The sequence below is a fragment of the Psychroserpens luteolus genome, assembly GCF_021032705.1.
GTDB classification, from domain to species: Bacteria; Bacteroidota; Bacteroidia; order Flavobacteriales; family Flavobacteriaceae; genus Psychroserpens; species Psychroserpens luteolus.
The window spans coordinates 427308-443896 of sequence record NZ_JAHVXI010000001.1 but is presented as its reverse complement, the minus strand read 5'-3'; the positions used below and the strand labels follow the sequence as shown (position 1 = coordinate 443896).

The following is a 16589-nucleotide window of genomic DNA, read 5'->3' as shown; positions in this document are numbered from 1 at the left end:
AAATAGAACAATGAAAAGAATAGTTTATGTATTAGCCTTTATAGGCGCCATTTTTACTGGATGTGATCCTGTAGAAGATATTAATAATGATCTCGCTAATCAAGATGACCCAATAATTGGTGTTGATGAGTTTACATTAACATCAGATGATTATGCAGCTCTTGTAGAACAAGGCCCTGAAGAAGATCCAGATTACTATGAAACATTTGAAGCGTTTGCTGATTTAGAAGATGCAAAAGTAATTTTACCTCCGTTTTTAGCAGATAGATATCCATTTTGGGGTACTGGTTCATCGGTAACTGTGAGTTTTAATTTAAATGATGGAAACCCAGAAGATGTTAGCGCTTTTGTAAATGCCGACGTTTATAATCTTGGAAATACTGATTACCCAACGAGTAACAGTAATGCGTTTTTACCTGGTGAAGATGTTGAAGGTGCTTTAGAAAGTGTTTTGGCTTCAGAATTTGCAACTCCTGTAGAAGGACAAGTCGTAAGATTATCATACAATGAATTTACTGGACAACCAGAAGTTGGTTTAGCAAGTGTTTATGGTGCTGCATTTCCAACAAACTTTGGTGATTTTGAACTTATTGAGGTCCTAGATGATGGATTAGAAGGAATGGATGATAACTTAGGATGGAGAGACCAATCTTCTTATGCTGAAGGATCAGGATTTTCAGGTGGAGCCAATGCTACAGAAGAATGGCTTATTTCTCCTGAGGTAGACTTATCTGGAATTTCAGGTTTATCTTTTCAAATTACTCAGGAAATAGATTTCTTAGGTGATATTACATTATTTGATGTATTAGTATCTACAGATTATACTACAGGTGGAGATCCTATGGCTGCAGCATGGACAGCTGTAGCTTTTGATAAAACAATTTTTGGAGATATGACAACTTCAGAAGATTTTGATTTTACAGCATACGATGGACAAACTGTACATGTTGCTTTAAAATATAGCTCTACAGATTCTGATTCGCCAAGATGGAGAGTTCAAGATTTTGCCGTTAGAACAACAGGTTTCTCTGGAGATACTGAAGCTAAAAATGCATACTACAGGTACTCAGAAGGAGAGTGGGATGATGTTAGCGGAGTTTACTATTTAACTACTGCAGATTATGATTCTATGGGTGAAAATTCTGGGCAACCAGGAGCTTTCAATAACTTTAGTGGTTCTGTATTACCTAGCAACTATTTACCACAATGGTTAGGTATCAACTACCCATTTGCACAAGAAGAAGATGAATTATTCATCATCTACAGATTCTTTGGTGGTAGTGGAATAGGAACAGTAACTAAAGGAAACTTATACACATTTAGTGGCGGAAGCTGGTCACCAAGCATCTCGTCATTACAGTTTGGCCTTGAGAATGGTGTTTGGGTACCAGATAATACTATTAGATATACCTTAACAGGTAGTGACTATACATTAGTTGCCTCAGAATTAATTGCTGTTGAAGGATTTGAAGCAGCAGCAGATAACTTAGATAATTTTGGTAACTTTAATAGAGCTGGTGGAAGTACGAACTGGACTGATGAAATGATCGTTACTGCTTTAAATATTGTACTAGATAATTTAAACCCTTCTGCAGAAGAAGGACAAAAATATGTTGTTACAATTGCAACTTGGGCACCTGGTAATTCAACTGAAGAATTTTCGATGATTAAAAGTAGTGGTGAATGGGTTATTAACGAATAATTGATTTAGTACCCATCTAATACACAAAAAAAAGCCTATCAATTTTGATAGGCTTTTTTTTTATTCCTTCCATTCTATGGATTCCATAATGCGTTTAATGTCATTTTTTAAATATACAGCAGCAGGATAAATAGAATCGTAATTAGGCTTCGTATAAAAATACAAAGAACCACTCAAAAAGTGATTAATACTATCTGTGACATAAAATTGAGATTGCGAAGCAGCATTTCCTCCAACTTCATAAAACATCCCAAATACGCTTTGCTCTGGGTTTTCATAAATAATACTTTCTATTTCATCGGCTTTTATAGTGTGCTTCTGTGTTAGCGTTTGTGCATCTCTTAGTAACGTATCCAGATTAGTAGCGTTAACCTTTTTGTAGGTAAGATAGATAGTGCCTTTCATAGATGGATAGTTAATATCTAAACCATAAGAGTTATTAATACCGTCTAACTTGATATTAGAAATTTTGTCGGCGTTGATATTCTTTTCAAAGGTGAAAGGTAAACGCACGTCCACTTTTGAATACTCTGGTTTTTTATAGTCCAGTCTTAACATGGCTTTAGGTTTTGGTAGCGGATCATTTCCGCAAGAAAAACAAACTGCAGCTAGTAATAGAATACATAGTTTTTTAATAATCATAAGATAATATACAAGTTTAGTCTAAGATAGTAAACTTGATTTGTTTGATTCGTTTTTTATCAATAGCTTCAATAGTAAAAACGTAATTTTTGAAATTTATTTTACTTTGACGTCTTGGAAAAATCCCTGAAATCTCTAAAACAAACCCTGCAATAGTTTCAGCCTCACCCTTGTTCTCTTCAAAGTCGGCCTCGTCTTCAACCTTGACTATTCGATAAAAATCTTTTAAAGTGGTCTTTCCTTCAAACGAGTAATTTTGGTCATCAATTTTTGTATAGATGACATCATCATCGTCAAATTCATCACTTATATCTCCTACAATTTCTTCGATAACGTCCTCTAAAGACACTACGCCTGAGGTGCCACCATACTCATCTACTACTACTGCTAGATGGACTTTCTTCTCTTGAAACTCAACCATTAAGTCATCAAGTTTTTTGTTTTCAGGAACAAAGAATGGCTCGCGAAGTAAGGTCGTCCAATCAAATTGTTTGCGTTCAATATGAGGTAATAGATCTTTGATGTATAAAACACCTGTAACATTGTCTATACTGTCTTTGTATACTGGAATTCTAGAATAGCCATTTTTGATGACTTCTGGAATGATTTCATCATACTTCAAGTCTTCGTTAAGAGCAAAAATGTCCATTCTAGGTCGCATGACTTGCTTAGTATCCGTATTTCCAAAGGATACTATACCTTCTAATATTTTTTGTTCCTCATCGGTTGTGTCACCCTCAGATGTTAATTCTAACGCTTGAGATAATTGATCAACACTTAGATTTGATTTTTGTTTTCCTAGTTTTTTATGAATGGATAAAGTTAAATGGCGCATTGGCAAACTGATAGGAGAAAAAATAACATCCAAAATTTTTAACGGAATTGCCATAAACGTCGAAAACTTAACACGATTTCTGCTCGCATAAATTTTAGGGACAATTTCTCCAAATAATAATATCAAAAAGGTGATAACGACGACTTCCAATAGAAATCGAACCCAAGTGATCTCTATATCTTTAAACAAGGTTTCACCTAAATAGGCAAAGAGAATGACGATGCCAATATTGATAAAGTTATTGGCGACTAGGATTGTCGCTAAAAGTTTTTTAGGTCGCTCTAATAATTTTGAAATAATAGTAAACTTTCTAGGATTTTCTTCTAAGCCTGTATCTATATCAGACTTAGTTAGCGAAAAAAAGGCTACTTCAGCACCCGAAATCAATGCAGAACACAGTAGTAAAATAAAAAGCAGTATGAGCCCAGAAACGAGCGATACGTTTACTGTAAGTATGGCTATGATTAAACTCGAGGGTTCAGGATCCAAAGTAAATAATTTAAGTTTAATTTATTTAAAACGGAAGATCATCATTATCTTCAGTTATAGGTTCGGAAACAGATGTATTAGATGGTTGTTGAGTAGCTTGCTGAGGGTTAGAAGCTGGAGCTACACCACCTTGGTTATCATTCTTAGTTGATAGGAACGTGAAATCGGTACATTGAATTTCGGTCGAATAACGATCTGCACCTTTGTCATCTTGCCATTTCCTGGTTTTTAAACGCCCTTCAATATAGACTTTGTCGCCTTTTGAGAGGTATTTTTCACAAATCTCAGCGGCTTTGTTACGCACCACAATGTTATGCCATTCGGTGTTTGTAACACGTTCGTTAGTTTGTTTATTCGTGTAGGTTTCGTTTGTTGCTAATGGAAAACGACCAACGCAATTACCACCATCAAAATAATGCATCTTTACTTCATCACCCAAATGCCCAATAAGCATCACTTTATTTAATGTTCCTGACATAATTTCTATTGTTTAAGACTACAAAATTAATCATTTTAAAGTCTGATTATTAAAAGTATGAAAAATTTATGAGTTCTCTAAAATCAGAAATCGAACTTGTCTATAAAATTGCTAATTAATATTGAAGTGGGATAGGTTTTTAATTCTGAAACTGATATGCCTTTTTTGGGAAGGGTCTTCACTTCAATAATCCAGAATTTAGTATATAAATGCTGATGTGATAATTTATGAACGAGCTCATTAGTATTGTAGAGACTGTAGGTAAACTTCGAACCGTTAAAAAGAGATTTAATATCTGGATTACTTTCAAATACTTCGCAAGTTAATGCACTTTTGGTTTCAATAAGAGGGAATTGATATAAATTTTGCCAAATACCTTTAGACGTTCTTTTTTCAAAAATGATGTTGTTGTCTTCAGATATAATGACCAAAAAGTTGAAGTGCTTTTTTGTCACTTTTGTTTTCTTAAGTTTAACAGGAAGCTCATCCACTTTTCCTTTTTGAAGTGCAATACAACTAGTGTTGAGCGGACAAACAATACAGTATGGACTTTTAGGTTTGCACTGCGTAGCGCCAAACTCCATAACAGCTTGGTTATAATCTCCAGGATGTTTACTGTCAATTAAGTTCGTCGCTAGTTTTTTAAATTCTTTGATACCTTTTGTCGAGTTGATTGGTGTATCAATACCAAAATACCGTGACAATACTCTATATACATTACCATCAACAACCGCGTGAGGTTCATTAAAACAGATTGAAGCGATGGCACTAGCTGTATAATCGCCAACACCTTTAAGTTTTACTATTTCAGTATAAGTATTTGGAAATTTTCCATCTAGTGTATTGGCAATATATTTTGCAGAGGCGTGTAAATTTCTAGCTCTAGAATAATAGCCTAAGCCTTGCCAAAGCTTTAAAACGTCCTGTTCATCGGCATTTGCAAGGTCAAAAACAGAAGGAAAATGGTTAACAAAAGCTTCATAATACGGTAATCCTTGAGTAATCTGTGTTTGTTGCATGATGATTTCAGACAACCAAATGTGATACGGATTTTTAGTTGTTCTCCATGGTAGACTTCTCTTATTGACTGAGTACCAATGTGTTAAAATTTCGGTAAAATTCATTTAAATGACTTAATTTTTACAAAAATAAATCTTTACAAGGTTAAATTTTAATTAATTACGCTTGAAATATTGAAATTAAATTACCTATATTTGCATCCCTTATAATTAATAGATAACCCTAAAAATTAATAACAATGACAAAAGCTGATATAGTAGCGAAAATTTCTGACAAACTAGGAATTGAAAAAGGAGATGTACAAGCAACAGTAGAAACATTCATGGAAGAAGTTAAATCATCTTTAGAAGGAGGAGATAACGTATACCTAAGAGGTTTTGGAAGTTTTATCGTAAAAACTAGAGCAGAAAAAACTGGACGTAACATTTCAAAAAACACAACAATTAAAATACCTGCTCACAACATACCTGCATTTAAACCTGCTAAAGTATTTGTTGAAGGTGTTAAGACTAACGTTGAAGTAAACTAAAACATTAAAACAAATATTAATTTAAAAAAGACTTATTTATGCCAAGTGGTAAAAAAAGAAAAAGACACAAGGTAGCGACGCATAAGCGTAAAAAACGTAGACGCGCTAATCGTCACAAAAAGAAATAAATTAAGAAAAGTAGTTTTTTAACTACTTTTCTTAATTTAAAAAACAACGTTCTTTGATATAAAATTTATGAGTTTTATTACGATTTACCATCGTAATACATGAATTTACTGGATTAAATATCCTGTGTCAAAATAAAATAACATCCATCTGTCTCGAAATGAATCGGGATGGATTAAAATGAACAACATGGAAAAAGAATTGATTATAAGATCGAGTTCTGATATTGTTGATTTTGCCTTATTAAAAGATGGAAAACTTATCGAGTTACACAAAGATGAAGATGATAACAACTTCTCGGTTGGTGATATATTTATTGCCAAAATACGAAAAGCTGTTCCTGGTCTAAACGCTGCATTTGTAAATGTAGGTTATGAAAAGGATGCGTTTTTGCATTATCATGATTTAGGACCAAAATTACCTTCTCTTTTAAAATTCGTTAAACGTGTAAGCACAGGTAGACATACCGATTTTTTACTGAAAAATTTTCAGTTTGAGAAAGATATTGATAAAAACGGCAGTATTGCCAATGTTTTAAAATCAAATCAATCTCTATTAGTACAAATTGTAAAAGAACCAATTTCAACCAAAGGCCCTCGCATTAGTAGCGAGTTGTCTATTGCTGGTCGTTATATTGTCTTAGTACCATTTTCTGATCGTATTTCGATTTCACAAAAAATTGAATCGAAAGAAGAGAAAGATCGCTTAAAGCGATTGGTCAAGAGTATTACGCCTAAAGGATTTGGTGTTATCATTCGTACAGTTGCAGAAGGCAAGAAAGTTGCCGAACTCGACAAAGATTTACAGAACTTGCTGAATAGATGGACAGCAATGTGTAAAAAATTAAATAAAGCTCATCATCCTAGTAAAGTCTTGAGTGAAATGAACAAAGCCTCTTCTATTTTAAGAGATATTTTTGATGATTCATTCTCGAGTATTACAGTAGATGACGAAGTGCTTTATGGACAGATTAAAGATTACGTGCAAGAGATTGCACCTGCTAAAGAATCTATAGTAAAGATGTATAAAAATGGCGTGCCACTTTATGAAAAGTATGGTATAGAACGTCAAATTAAAACCTCTTTCGGTCGCACAGTGTCTATGGCAAAAGGCGCTTATTTGGTAATAGAACATACCGAAGCGATGCATGTGATAGATGTGAATAGCGGAAACAGATCTAACAAAGAAAAAAATCAAGAAGACACTGCTCTGGAAGTCAATTTAATTTCTGCTTCAGAAATTGCTCGTCAGTTACGTTTACGTGATATGGGAGGAATTATCGTTGTCGATTTTATTGATATGGGAAGAGCAGAGAATCGAAAAAAATTGTACAATCATCTTCGTGACGAAATGAAAGATGATAAGGCAAAACATAAGATTTTGCCACCTAGTAAGTTTGGTTTGATACAAATTACCAGACAACGTGTTCGCCCAGAACGCAATATTAAAACAAAAGAAGAAAACCCTAACGGAGCAGTAGGAGGAGAAATTGAAGCACCAATAGTTGTGATTCAAAAGATTACTCAAGATCTCGAAAGGCTTTTCAAAAAAGACTATAAAAAGATTACGCTTAATGCGCATCCATTTATAGCAGCCTTTTTAACCAAAGGGTTTCCATCGGTACGTTCTAAATGGTTTTTAGAACACAAAAAATGGGTAAAAGTTTTACCTAGAGATGCTTACACATATCTTGAATATCATTTTTATGACAAAAATGGTAAGGAAATCAAATAATATCTAAAAAACCCCTTTTCACTTATGTGGAAAGGGGTTTTTGTTTATTCAAAATAGGTTCAAATTATTCTTTGTTTTTCTTTTTTATGATTGTGTCTTTCACTTTAAGATTTTTAAATAAAAAGCTGTCAATCTTTTTTTGGTAAACTATATAGTCTTCAACCGAATCAAAACTAAGAGATTTATCGGTATCTATACTGTAATCTAACTCAAAAGTAGAATTAGTACCCTTCATATGCCGTTCCAATTTTAAGGTGATAATCAGTTGCTTTTCATTGTATTTATTTTCAAAAAACAATCTTAATCTCCTATTCAAAGCACTTGGTTGAACCGAATCCTTGATGGCTAAGTGAAGTTCTTTCATGACACCTGCTTTTTTCTTAATCACATTATATTGGGTGTCATTAATATTTACATAAGTTTTTATTAGACTATCATTCAATTTAATATGAGTTTCATTTTGGGCTGAAACTTTATTTAAAGAAACTGATAGCATAAGAAAAATACAAGAGTATAATCTTATAAAGTTTTTAGTTTTGCAAATCATAGCCATATGTGATTATATTTCCAGTTGAGTGATTATATACAACATAAAAGGTATAAACTTTAGATCTTTTCCAAGGGAATCCATCTATATTTAAACCAGTTGTTATTTTTCCTTTTATACTTACTTTAATTGTGTTTTGTTCACTGGAAATGTCTGTCCAATATTCTCCAATTTCTGTATAAGATGTTATTGTTTCATTTCCACTAATATAAGTTTTTACGTCAAGAATCTCTATGCAATCGCAAGAATTTCCATCAGGAATTTCTTTATCAACATCCATTTCTATAGCATAACTAAATAGTGGCATTAAAAAGTTGAAAGTAAAATTATCTCTTTCTACTGAAACAGTATGAGATGATGAATTATTTGAATTTTCAAAAAAATCTTCTACTTCATCAAATGTGTCAAAATTGGGATAGTTATTTATTTGATTCGATAGATCGTATTCTAACGTTACATTAGGATTATTCATCAAATAATTAATCATGCTCATTGCAAAATCTAAAGCCTCCTGTGAGATTTCAGTCATTTGATTTGGATCTAAACCACTATCTTCAATACTATCGTTATTTTTATCCTTGGCACGATTGGCATTCAAAAAATTAGCAATGGATGTTAATTGCTCTTGAGAGGCTTGATTGAGCAGCCATTCTGCTTCAGGCAAAGCCACATGCTCTAATTCTAAAGCCATAATGATAGAAAGTGGGTTGGCACTTACAGTATTATCTAGCCACCAAGGCTCTTCAATACTACCATTAGTGCCTGCGATGCCTTCATCTAAAGCTGGAATACTAAAACCAGGATTTCCAAAGCTAGAATCGCTTATGGGACCGCCAGTGCTAGAATCTCCCACAGCTATAATTTCGACGACGTCATTCTCAATAAAACCATCAAGTCCAAACCAGTCACCACCAACCCAATCGAGAAGACAACCAAGACTATCAAAAGGGCTCTCGCAATCGCCAGTATCGGTTCTGTTAAGTGTTTGACTTGCCAAATTAGGTAGGCCTTCTGAGATGCGCTCGCCATCATCATATTCATAGGCATATTCAATTATACCATCCAAGTTATAGATGAGCATAAAGCCAGAAAAGGCAGTATCATTTGTACTCTGCTTATAAAACAGGATGAAAATTTTTGATTGCATGTCTCCATTAATTTCTACAGACCCAATGAAGCTTTTGGCTTTTCCAGAAGTGGGTAAGTAAATGGGTGTATACAAAATATCCAGAGTTTCTTGAGGTTCCTCCTTATATGTTTTAGATTTCGATTTGTCCCAATCGGTGTCTAATGAGCTATCGCCATTTCTAAATAAATCAGTCGTTTCTAAGGAAGACAAGTTTATTTTTTCATTGAAGTAAGTTCTGGCTTTTTCAATACTTGGTACTTTGTATTGATTGGCGTGTTCATTTGCGTTATCGTTTGTCTCGCAAGACCAAGCTAGTAGTAGCCCTAGAAAGAGTAGGACAGCCGTTTTAAAATTATGTTTCATTGTACTATTGAATTTAAGTTAGTGTTCAGTGATTTTAATCGATTAAATAACCATATAGAATATTTTCTACATAACCAAATATAGAAAATATTCTATATAGATGCAATTAAATATTTGATTTATTGATATTTAATACTGTTAAGGAGGCTAAAAAAATATAAAATCCTAGTCACAGCCAGGATTTATAGATAGTTGTTTTCTTGAAATAGTTTTTAATTCTACTCCTTATCAAGCTCACGTTGCATGAGTTTGTTCTTTAATTTAAAGTATGTCATGATTCTAATATATAGAAATATAAAAAGCACAAAAAAGCTTATTACAGCAGCAATATAAAGAACGTATAAGATCACTGAAAATATTGCAAATCCAGAAGCACTGTCATTTAATTCATAAGGAGGGTTCTGTAAAATTAGAAGAGATAGATTAAATATGTTCATGTCGATTGATTTAGTGTCAACCAAATATAGAATATAATCGACAACAAATCAATATAAACTTCAAAAAAGAATGCTATTATGGCGCTGGATTAGGAATTTCTGCATGCACCTCATTGATGGCTTTTAAGAGCTCGTCACTTAATATTATATCAATACTATCGATATTTTCTTCTAATTGTTCTAAAGAGGTCGCACCAATAATATTACTCGTTATAAAAGGTCTATCGGTTACAAAAGCTAATGCCATTTGCGCTAAGGTCATACCATTGTCTTCAGCAATTTGCATATAACGTTTGGTTGCCTCAGTTGCTGTAGCTCCGCTGTAACGTGCAAATCTAGGAAAGAGCTTTAAGCGTGCATTATCTGATGCAGTACCTTTAATATATTTTCCTGAGAGTACACCAAATGCCATTGGTGAATAGGCTAATAAACCAATCTCTTCCCGAATGGCAACTTCTGCCATATCACCTTCAAAGACACGGTTTAATAACGAATATGCATTTTGTATGGTGATCATTCTTGGTAAGTTATGTGCATTAGATTCTTCCAAATAACGCATAGTTCCCCAAGCTTTTTCATTTGAAATTCCAACCTGACGTATTTTTCCAGATTTGATAATCTCATCCAAATTATGTAGGATCTCATTAAAATTATCGGTCCATGGATCGTTAGCATTATGATTGTAATCCCTAACACCAAACATATTGGTTTGACGCTCTGGCCAATGTAATTGGTATAAGTCAATATAATCGGTCTTCAGACGCTTTAAACTGTTATCTACAGCGTCATTAAGTGCAGCTTTACTAAATCCGTTGGTTCTAATATGTGCAGTATAATCTCCTGGACCAGCAATTTTGGTGGCCAGAACAACCTTATCTCTATTTCCAGTTTTCTCAAACCAATTTCCAATAATACGTTCGGTTTCGGCATAAGTTTCTGCCGTTGCTGGAACAGGATACAACTCTGCCACATCAAAAAAGTTGACACCTTTGTCTATGGCTAAATCCATTTGAGCAAAACCTTCGTCTTGAGTGTTTTGATTTCCCCAAGTCATAGTTCCTAAACAAATTTTACTAACTTTTATATCGGTTTTTGGTAATGTGGTGTATCTCATGGTGTTGGTTTAATTTTAAGAAGTGTAAAGATAAGAAGATGGTTCAGCTTTTTAAAAACTGAACCATCCTAAATCTATGTTAAGGTTTTGAAGCGCTTAAATGTCGTTCAATAGTTTTGAAATCTCATCTAATTTTGGCGTTAAAATTACCTCGATACGGCGATTTTTTGCTTTGCCTTCGGAAGTATCATTGCTTGCAATTGGTGCATACTCACCACGACCTGCAGCTGTTAAATTTTCAGGATTAATTGCTGAATTTTCTCTAAGAATATTCACTATTGCCGTAGCTCGCTTAGTCGAAAGATCCCAGTTGCCACTCAATTGCGAATTCCCTTTATAAGGAACATCATCGGTATGTCCTTCTATTAAGATGGCAATCTCAGGATTGTCGGCCAGTACATCACCTAGTTGCTTAACGGCTTGTTTTCCTTGTGTACCAACTGCCCAACTTCCAGATTGAAAAAGAAGTTTATTTTCCATAGACACATATACTTTACCGTTACGCTGTTCTACGGTTAACCCTTTACCTTCAAAATTGGTTAATGCCTTAGAAATAGCATCTTTTAATTTTGTCATTGCTGCATCTTTAGTCGCAATCACATTTTCAAGCTCGGCAACACGTTGTGATCTGGAGTCTAATTCTTTTTTTAATTTTTCCAGTCGTGCGTTTTCTGCAACTAATGCTTGCTCCTTTGCTTCTAACTGCGCTAATAATTCTCTATTCTTTTTTGAATTGGCAGCGATTGACGCACTGCTATTTTTTTCAAGGGCATCATATGAAGCTTTTAAATTATCAAGGTTTGATTTGGTTGCGTCGTATTCAGATTGGAGCTTATTACGTTGCGCTAAAGTCTTATCATAATCTTGCTGGAGTCTAGTTAGGTCATTTTCGGCTTTGTTCAAAGCTGTTTCTAAATCCCTATTACTATCAGATAATTTGCGGTGCTCCTTTTTCAGATCTGCATATTTATCTTCTAAATCAGTGTATATTTTTTTAGATACACAAGACGTTGTAAGTACTAAGGTTAGTGCTATTAATGACAATTTTTTAATCATGTTAATCAGGTTAAGTTTGTTATAATTAATTTTCTATTTCTACTAAGATTGGACAATGGTCACTATGAACCGCTTCTGTGAGGATAACGCTACGTTTGATGTTTTCTTGTAATGGTTGGCTAACCATGGCATAATCTAAACGCCAACCTTTATTGTTTGCTCTGGAATTGGCACGATAACTCCACCATGAAAATTCTTGTTTCTCTGGGTGTAAGTATCTAAACGAATCGATAAAACCGCTATCAATGAAACGACCCAACCATTCACGTTCTTCAGGTAAAAAACCAGAAACACCCTTCATTTTTGGATTGTGAATATCAATCGCTTCATGACAAATGTTATAATCGCCAAGAACAACTAAGTTGGGTTTCTCTTGTCTCAAGTTGTTTAAATACGAATGAATCATATCCATGTATTCAAATTTGTGTGCTAATCGAGCATCATTAGTTCCAGAAGGTAAATACATACTCATTACGGATAAACCATTAAAATCGGCTCTTAGATTTCGCCCTTCAAAGTCCATAGATTCTATTCCAGTTCCATATTCTATGTGGTCTGGTTCCGTTTTACTTAAAATGGCAACACCACTATAGCCTTTTTTTTGAGCACTAAACCAATAATTATATATATAGCCAGCATTTTCGATGGCTTCAATATCAACTTGCTCCTTCATGGCTTTAATTTCCTGTAAACAAATCACATCTGGATTTGCGCTTTTAAGCCAATCGATAAAGCCTTTATTCATTGCAGCTCGAATACCGTTGACATTGTATGAGATGATTTTCATTCTGAAAAGTTAAGATTTCAGCTAAATTAAATAATACTGTACTTTTACACTATTATTTTAACCCGATTTTAAGGATAAAATAATTTCCGCCTTTAGAAGTTTATATACTGAATGAAAATTGCTATTTCGCTTATGTGCTTTATGATGTCCTTTTGTGCCTTAGCACAAGAGGAACAATCTAATTATAGAACAAAGAAAGTAGCCGTTAGAGATTCTATTAAAGTCGATACTGTAAGTATTAATTCCAGTTGGTTTATCTTAAAGCGTAAAGATAAAACGACCATTGATACCTCGTATTATAAAGTTGATTTTGCCAAAGCTTTATTAACGTTCAAAAAACCGATTGCAGTTGATTCTATAGAGATTAATTATTTGCGATATCCCGATTTTTTAACTCGGAAATATTTCCAACTAGACGATAAGATTATTGTTGATAATACCGACAACCTTCAACGTTTGTACAAACTCAATCAATCCAATGTCGAAAAGAATTTCACCCCTTTTGATGGGCTGAGCACTTCAGGAAGCATCTCAAGAGGTGTCACACTTGGTAATAATCAAAACTCGGTGTTGAACAGTGAATTGGATTTACAGATTTCAGGAAAGCTAAGTGATAAGGTATCACTAAGAGCGTCAATTCAGGATGCTAATATTCCTTTGCAAGAGAGTGGATATTCACAGCGATTAGATGAGTTCGATCAGGTATTTATCGAATTGTTTAGTGATCGATGGAACATTAGAGCAGGAGATATAGATCTAGCCAACACTAATAGTTATTTTGCCAGCTTTACTAAACGTGTTCAAGGATTACAAGTGGCCGCAAATTTTGAAGGAGAATCGTCTAAAACCAACCTATTTGCTTCTGGAGCACTAGTTCGAGGACAGTTTACAACAAGCCAGTTTGTGGCACAAGAAGGCAACCAAGGTCCCTATAAGTTGACAGGTCCTAATAACGAATTATTTGTGCTTATCGTCTCTGGTAGCGAAACGGTTTATGTTAACGGTATTCCTATTGAGCGTGGCGAGAACAAAGATTATATTATCGATTATAACGCTGGTGAGATCATCTTTAATTCGACGTATCCTATCACTTCGGAAATGCGAATTACAGTAGATTATCAATTTAGTGATCGTAATTTCTCTCGCTTTACGGTTTTTGGAGGTGGAACTTATGAAACTGAAAAGCTTAAACTTGGAGTTTCGGTATACTCTGAAGCAGATGCTAAAAATCAACCATTACAACAAAATTTATCTACCGAACAGGTGGATATCTTATCTAATGCTGGAGATGATCAATCATTAATGGTAGCGCCTTCCGATGTTGCACAAGCGTTTGATGATAACCGTATTTTATACAGAAAGGATATTGTTGGTGGTGAAGAAATTTTTGTGTTCTCTAATAATCCTGATGACGATTTGTTTAGTGTTCGATTTACTTTAGTGGGCGAAAACCAAGGAAATTATATCATCATAAATAGTAACGCTGTAGAAAATATCTTCGAGTATGTTGCACCAATAAATGGCATTCCTCAGGGAAATTATGAACCTATCGTACGATTAATTGCACCAGAAAAACTGCAAGTTGCTGTTGTTAATGGTGCCTACAAACCAAACGAAAAAACAGATGTTTATTTTGAATTGGCAGGAAGTAAAAATGACCTTAACTTATTTTCTAGCATGGATGATGATGATAACGATGGCTTTGCTGGTAAGTTCCGCATCAATCAAAAGCTTATTAAAACAGATAGCTTATGGAATTTAAATGCTTATGCCGATGCCGATATTATCAATAAGAACTTCAAAACCATACAACGCTTATACAGAGCCGAATTTAATCGTGATTGGAATTTAGAAGACCCGCTCGGAAATCAGATATTATTGTCTTCAGGTGTTGAATTACTCCATCCAAAAAAAGGCGTTGCAACCTATAAATTTGAGCATCTTAATTATTCCGAAAATTTTAATGGGAATCGCCATAATATGTTGGCAAATCTCCAGCTCAATAGATTCAATATATTTTCTAATTCTAGCTTTTTAAGTAATAAAAGTAGTGTGTCAACATCAACTTTTGTACGTTCTTTTAATCGAGTCACTTATAATTTTAATAAAGACAAACAATGGGTTGGTGCAAAAATCGCTTTAGAAGATAGTGAACAACGTGAAAGATCTACAGACCTATTAACGAATTTGAGTCAGCGATTTAAGTCTTACGAAGCCTTTACAGGTTATGGAGATAGCACAGGTGTTTTTGTTGAAATAGGCTATAAATTTAGAGTAAATGATAGTTTGCGCACCAATGAGGTTAAACGTGTTAATACATCTAATACCTACTATTTGAAATCTCAAATCATTCAGAATAAAACCACCAATTTAGGACTGTATGCCAACTACAGAACATTAAAAAGCGAAGATGAAGGTATTGAAGATGAAAACTCTTTGAACTCGAGGTTAAATTTTAATCAAAAATTGTGGGGCAATCTAGTCCTTTGGAATACGGTTTTTGAAACCAATTCTGGCACATTGCCACAGCAAGATTTTACCTATGTAGAAGTAGAGCCTGGCCAAGGCGCTTACACATGGATTGATTATAATGACAACGGAATTCAAGAACTCAACGAGTTTGAAGTTGCACAATTTGCAGATCAAGGCAGTTATATTCGTGTCTTGTTACCAAATCAGGTGTTTGTAAAAACGCATCAAAATAGATTTAGTCAAACTTTGACGATCAATCCAAAGCAATGGTCTAGCTCTGAAGATAAAGGGAAGAAATTCTGGTCACATTTCTATAATCAAACCTCTTTTTTAGTAGAAAGCAAAAAGAAAAGAGAAGAGAATAAATTCAATTTAAATCCATTTGAAGCACTGAAAGAAAATCTAGATTTAGACGATTATTTTTTAATCAATCAGAGTGTGAGAAATGTATTGTTTTTTAATAGATCAAAACAACATTTTACAACGTCCTATACTTTTTTGTCTAACAAGACTAGAAACTTGTTATCTATAGGGTTATTGCAAAATAAGCTCAACAGCCATCAATTACAGTTTAATCACAAGTTTGCAAAAAGTTGGTTGATGAATTTTGAAACGAGTTATCAAAAGAATAAGAGTTTTAATGAAAATTTTGCGACTAGAAATTATGAGCTGGACGAAGTACGATTTCAACCTAAGCTATCCTATATATTTAATGAAAATGCTCGTTTTGATGTGTTTTATCAATACACGTCTAAAGATAATACTATTGGTGAGATGGAACGACTTACCCAAAGCAATTACGGCTTATCATTTACCTATAACAATGCCAATAAAATTGCACTAACAGGAGAAGTTAATTTCTTTAAAAATGAATTCTCCGGAAATGCTAATACTCCAGTAGCTTATCAAATATTAGAAGGTTTGCAACCAGGAAATAACTTTACATGGAGCTTACTTGCGCAGAAGAAGCTTACCAAGTTCTTGGATCTAAATTTAAATTACTTCGGAAGGAAAACGGAGACCAGTAAAACCATTCATACAGGAACTGTGCAGTTAAAAGCTTATTTTTAGGTTTTGGAAGTTTTATAGGGTAGTTACGAAACCAATATTTGATCCATAAAATTATTGA

Annotated in this window: 14 protein-coding genes; 4 read left to right on the top strand and 10 right to left on the bottom strand. The window is 34.0% G+C overall.

Going from position 1 to position 16589, the window contains the following annotated elements; translation table 11 throughout:
• Positions 1–10: 10 nt before the first annotated feature.
• Entirely contained in the window at positions 11–1702 is a 1692-nt protein-coding gene (locus KWG70_RS01975; protein ID WP_230934313.1) for a choice-of-anchor J domain-containing protein, read from the top strand.
• Positions 1703–1762: 60 nt separating this feature from the next.
• On the opposite strand, the gene gldD is transcribed toward KWG70_RS01975, so the two are convergent.
• The 4 genes from gldD to mutY all read right to left on the bottom strand — a co-directional run bounded on the left by gldD (position 1763) and on the right by mutY (position 5270).
• Positions 1763–2344 carry a gliding motility lipoprotein GldD gene (gldD, locus tag KWG70_RS01970; protein WP_230934312.1) on the bottom strand — a complete coding sequence of 194 codons (582 nt, stop codon included), beginning with the start codon at positions 2342–2344 and terminating at the stop codon, positions 1763–1765.
• A gap of 16 nt (positions 2345–2360) precedes the next feature.
• On the bottom strand, positions 2361–3668 hold the full coding sequence (locus tag KWG70_RS01965; RefSeq protein ID WP_230934311.1) for a gliding motility-associated protein GldE: 1308 nt from the start codon (positions 3666–3668) through the stop codon (positions 2361–2363).
• A gap of 25 nt (positions 3669–3693) precedes the next feature.
• A complete protein-coding gene (locus KWG70_RS01960; protein ID WP_230934310.1) occupies positions 3694–4146 on the bottom strand; it encodes a single-stranded DNA-binding protein in 453 nt (150 codons plus the stop codon).
• An 83-nt stretch (positions 4147–4229) separates the two neighbouring features.
• Positions 4230–5270, bottom strand: a complete 1041-nt coding sequence (gene mutY, locus KWG70_RS01955) for an A/G-specific adenine glycosylase (protein ID WP_230934309.1) — start codon at positions 5268–5270, stop codon at positions 4230–4232.
• A 134-nt stretch (positions 5271–5404) separates the two neighbouring features.
• Here mutY and KWG70_RS01950 point away from each other — a divergent pair, with 134 nt between their 5' ends.
• Together KWG70_RS01950 and KWG70_RS01945 are read left to right on the top strand one after the other, a co-directional pair.
• Positions 5405–5695, top strand: a complete 291-nt coding sequence (locus KWG70_RS01950) for an HU family DNA-binding protein (protein WP_028870804.1) — start codon at positions 5405–5407, stop codon at positions 5693–5695.
• A gap of 315 nt (positions 5696–6010) precedes the next feature.
• Positions 6011–7555 (top strand): Rne/Rng family ribonuclease, encoded by a 1545-nt coding sequence (locus KWG70_RS01945; protein WP_230934308.1) that lies wholly within the window; start codon positions 6011–6013, stop codon positions 7553–7555.
• Between the two features lie 64 nt (positions 7556–7619).
• On the opposite strand, the gene KWG70_RS01940 is transcribed toward KWG70_RS01945, so the two are convergent.
• The 6 genes from KWG70_RS01940 to KWG70_RS01915 all read right to left on the bottom strand — a co-directional run bounded on the left by KWG70_RS01940 (position 7620) and on the right by KWG70_RS01915 (position 12988).
• Positions 7620–7997: a hypothetical protein gene (locus KWG70_RS01940; protein WP_230934307.1), complete on the bottom strand. Its 378-nt coding sequence runs from the start codon at positions 7995–7997 to the stop codon at positions 7620–7622.
• Between the two features lie 88 nt (positions 7998–8085).
• On the bottom strand, positions 8086–9594 hold the full coding sequence (locus tag KWG70_RS01935) for a hypothetical protein (protein WP_230934306.1): 1509 nt from the start codon (positions 9592–9594) through the stop codon (positions 8086–8088).
• A gap of 218 nt (positions 9595–9812) precedes the next feature.
• A complete protein-coding gene (locus tag KWG70_RS01930) occupies positions 9813–10031 on the bottom strand; it encodes a hypothetical protein (protein ID WP_230934305.1) in 219 nt (72 codons plus the stop codon).
• 76 nt (positions 10032–10107) lie between these two features.
• A complete protein-coding gene (locus KWG70_RS01925) occupies positions 10108–11145 on the bottom strand; it encodes an aldo/keto reductase (RefSeq protein WP_230934304.1) in 1038 nt (345 codons plus the stop codon).
• A 96-nt stretch (positions 11146–11241) separates the two neighbouring features.
• Complete coding sequence (locus KWG70_RS01920; RefSeq protein WP_230934303.1) at positions 11242–12201, bottom strand: OmpA family protein; 960 nt, start codon at positions 12199–12201, stop codon at positions 11242–11244.
• Positions 12202–12226: 25 nt separating this feature from the next.
• Positions 12227–12988, bottom strand: a complete 762-nt coding sequence (locus KWG70_RS01915; RefSeq protein ID WP_230934302.1) for an exodeoxyribonuclease III — start codon at positions 12986–12988, stop codon at positions 12227–12229.
• A 111-nt stretch (positions 12989–13099) separates the two neighbouring features.
• Between KWG70_RS01915 and KWG70_RS01910 the strand changes: the two genes are divergently transcribed.
• Entirely contained in the window at positions 13100–16531 is a 3432-nt protein-coding gene (locus KWG70_RS01910; protein ID WP_230934301.1) for a hypothetical protein, read from the top strand.
• Positions 16532–16589 lie beyond the last annotated feature (58 nt).

What these genes read in the sequence shown, in the direction of transcription:
- KWG70_RS01975 (WP_230934313.1), top strand. Translation starts at nt 11, where the DNA reads ATGAAAAGAATAGTTTATGTATTAGCCTTTATAGGCGCCATTTTTACT.
- gldD (WP_230934312.1), bottom strand. Translation starts at nt 2,344, where the DNA reads ATGATTATTAAAAAACTATGTATTCTATTACTAGCTGCAGTTTGTTTT.
- KWG70_RS01960 (WP_230934310.1), bottom strand. Translation starts at nt 4,146, where the DNA reads ATGTCAGGAACATTAAATAAAGTGATGCTTATTGGGCATTTGGGTGAT.
- mutY (WP_230934309.1), bottom strand. Translation starts at nt 5,270, where the DNA reads ATGAATTTTACCGAAATTTTAACACATTGGTACTCAGTCAATAAGAGA.
- KWG70_RS01950 (WP_028870804.1), top strand. Translation starts at nt 5,405, where the DNA reads ATGACAAAAGCTGATATAGTAGCGAAAATTTCTGACAAACTAGGAATT.
- KWG70_RS01945 (WP_230934308.1), top strand. Translation starts at nt 6,011, where the DNA reads ATGGAAAAAGAATTGATTATAAGATCGAGTTCTGATATTGTTGATTTT.
- KWG70_RS01935 (WP_230934306.1), bottom strand. Translation starts at nt 9,594, where the DNA reads ATGAAACATAATTTTAAAACGGCTGTCCTACTCTTTCTAGGGCTACTA.
- KWG70_RS01930 (WP_230934305.1), bottom strand. Translation starts at nt 10,031, where the DNA reads ATGAACATATTTAATCTATCTCTTCTAATTTTACAGAACCCTCCTTAT.
- KWG70_RS01925 (WP_230934304.1), bottom strand. Translation starts at nt 11,145, where the DNA reads ATGAGATACACCACATTACCAAAAACCGATATAAAAGTTAGTAAAATT.
- KWG70_RS01920 (WP_230934303.1), bottom strand. Translation starts at nt 12,201, where the DNA reads ATGATTAAAAAATTGTCATTAATAGCACTAACCTTAGTACTTACAACG.
- KWG70_RS01915 (WP_230934302.1), bottom strand. Translation starts at nt 12,988, where the DNA reads ATGAAAATCATCTCATACAATGTCAACGGTATTCGAGCTGCAATGAAT.
- KWG70_RS01910 (WP_230934301.1), top strand. Translation starts at nt 13,100, where the DNA reads ATGAAAATTGCTATTTCGCTTATGTGCTTTATGATGTCCTTTTGTGCC.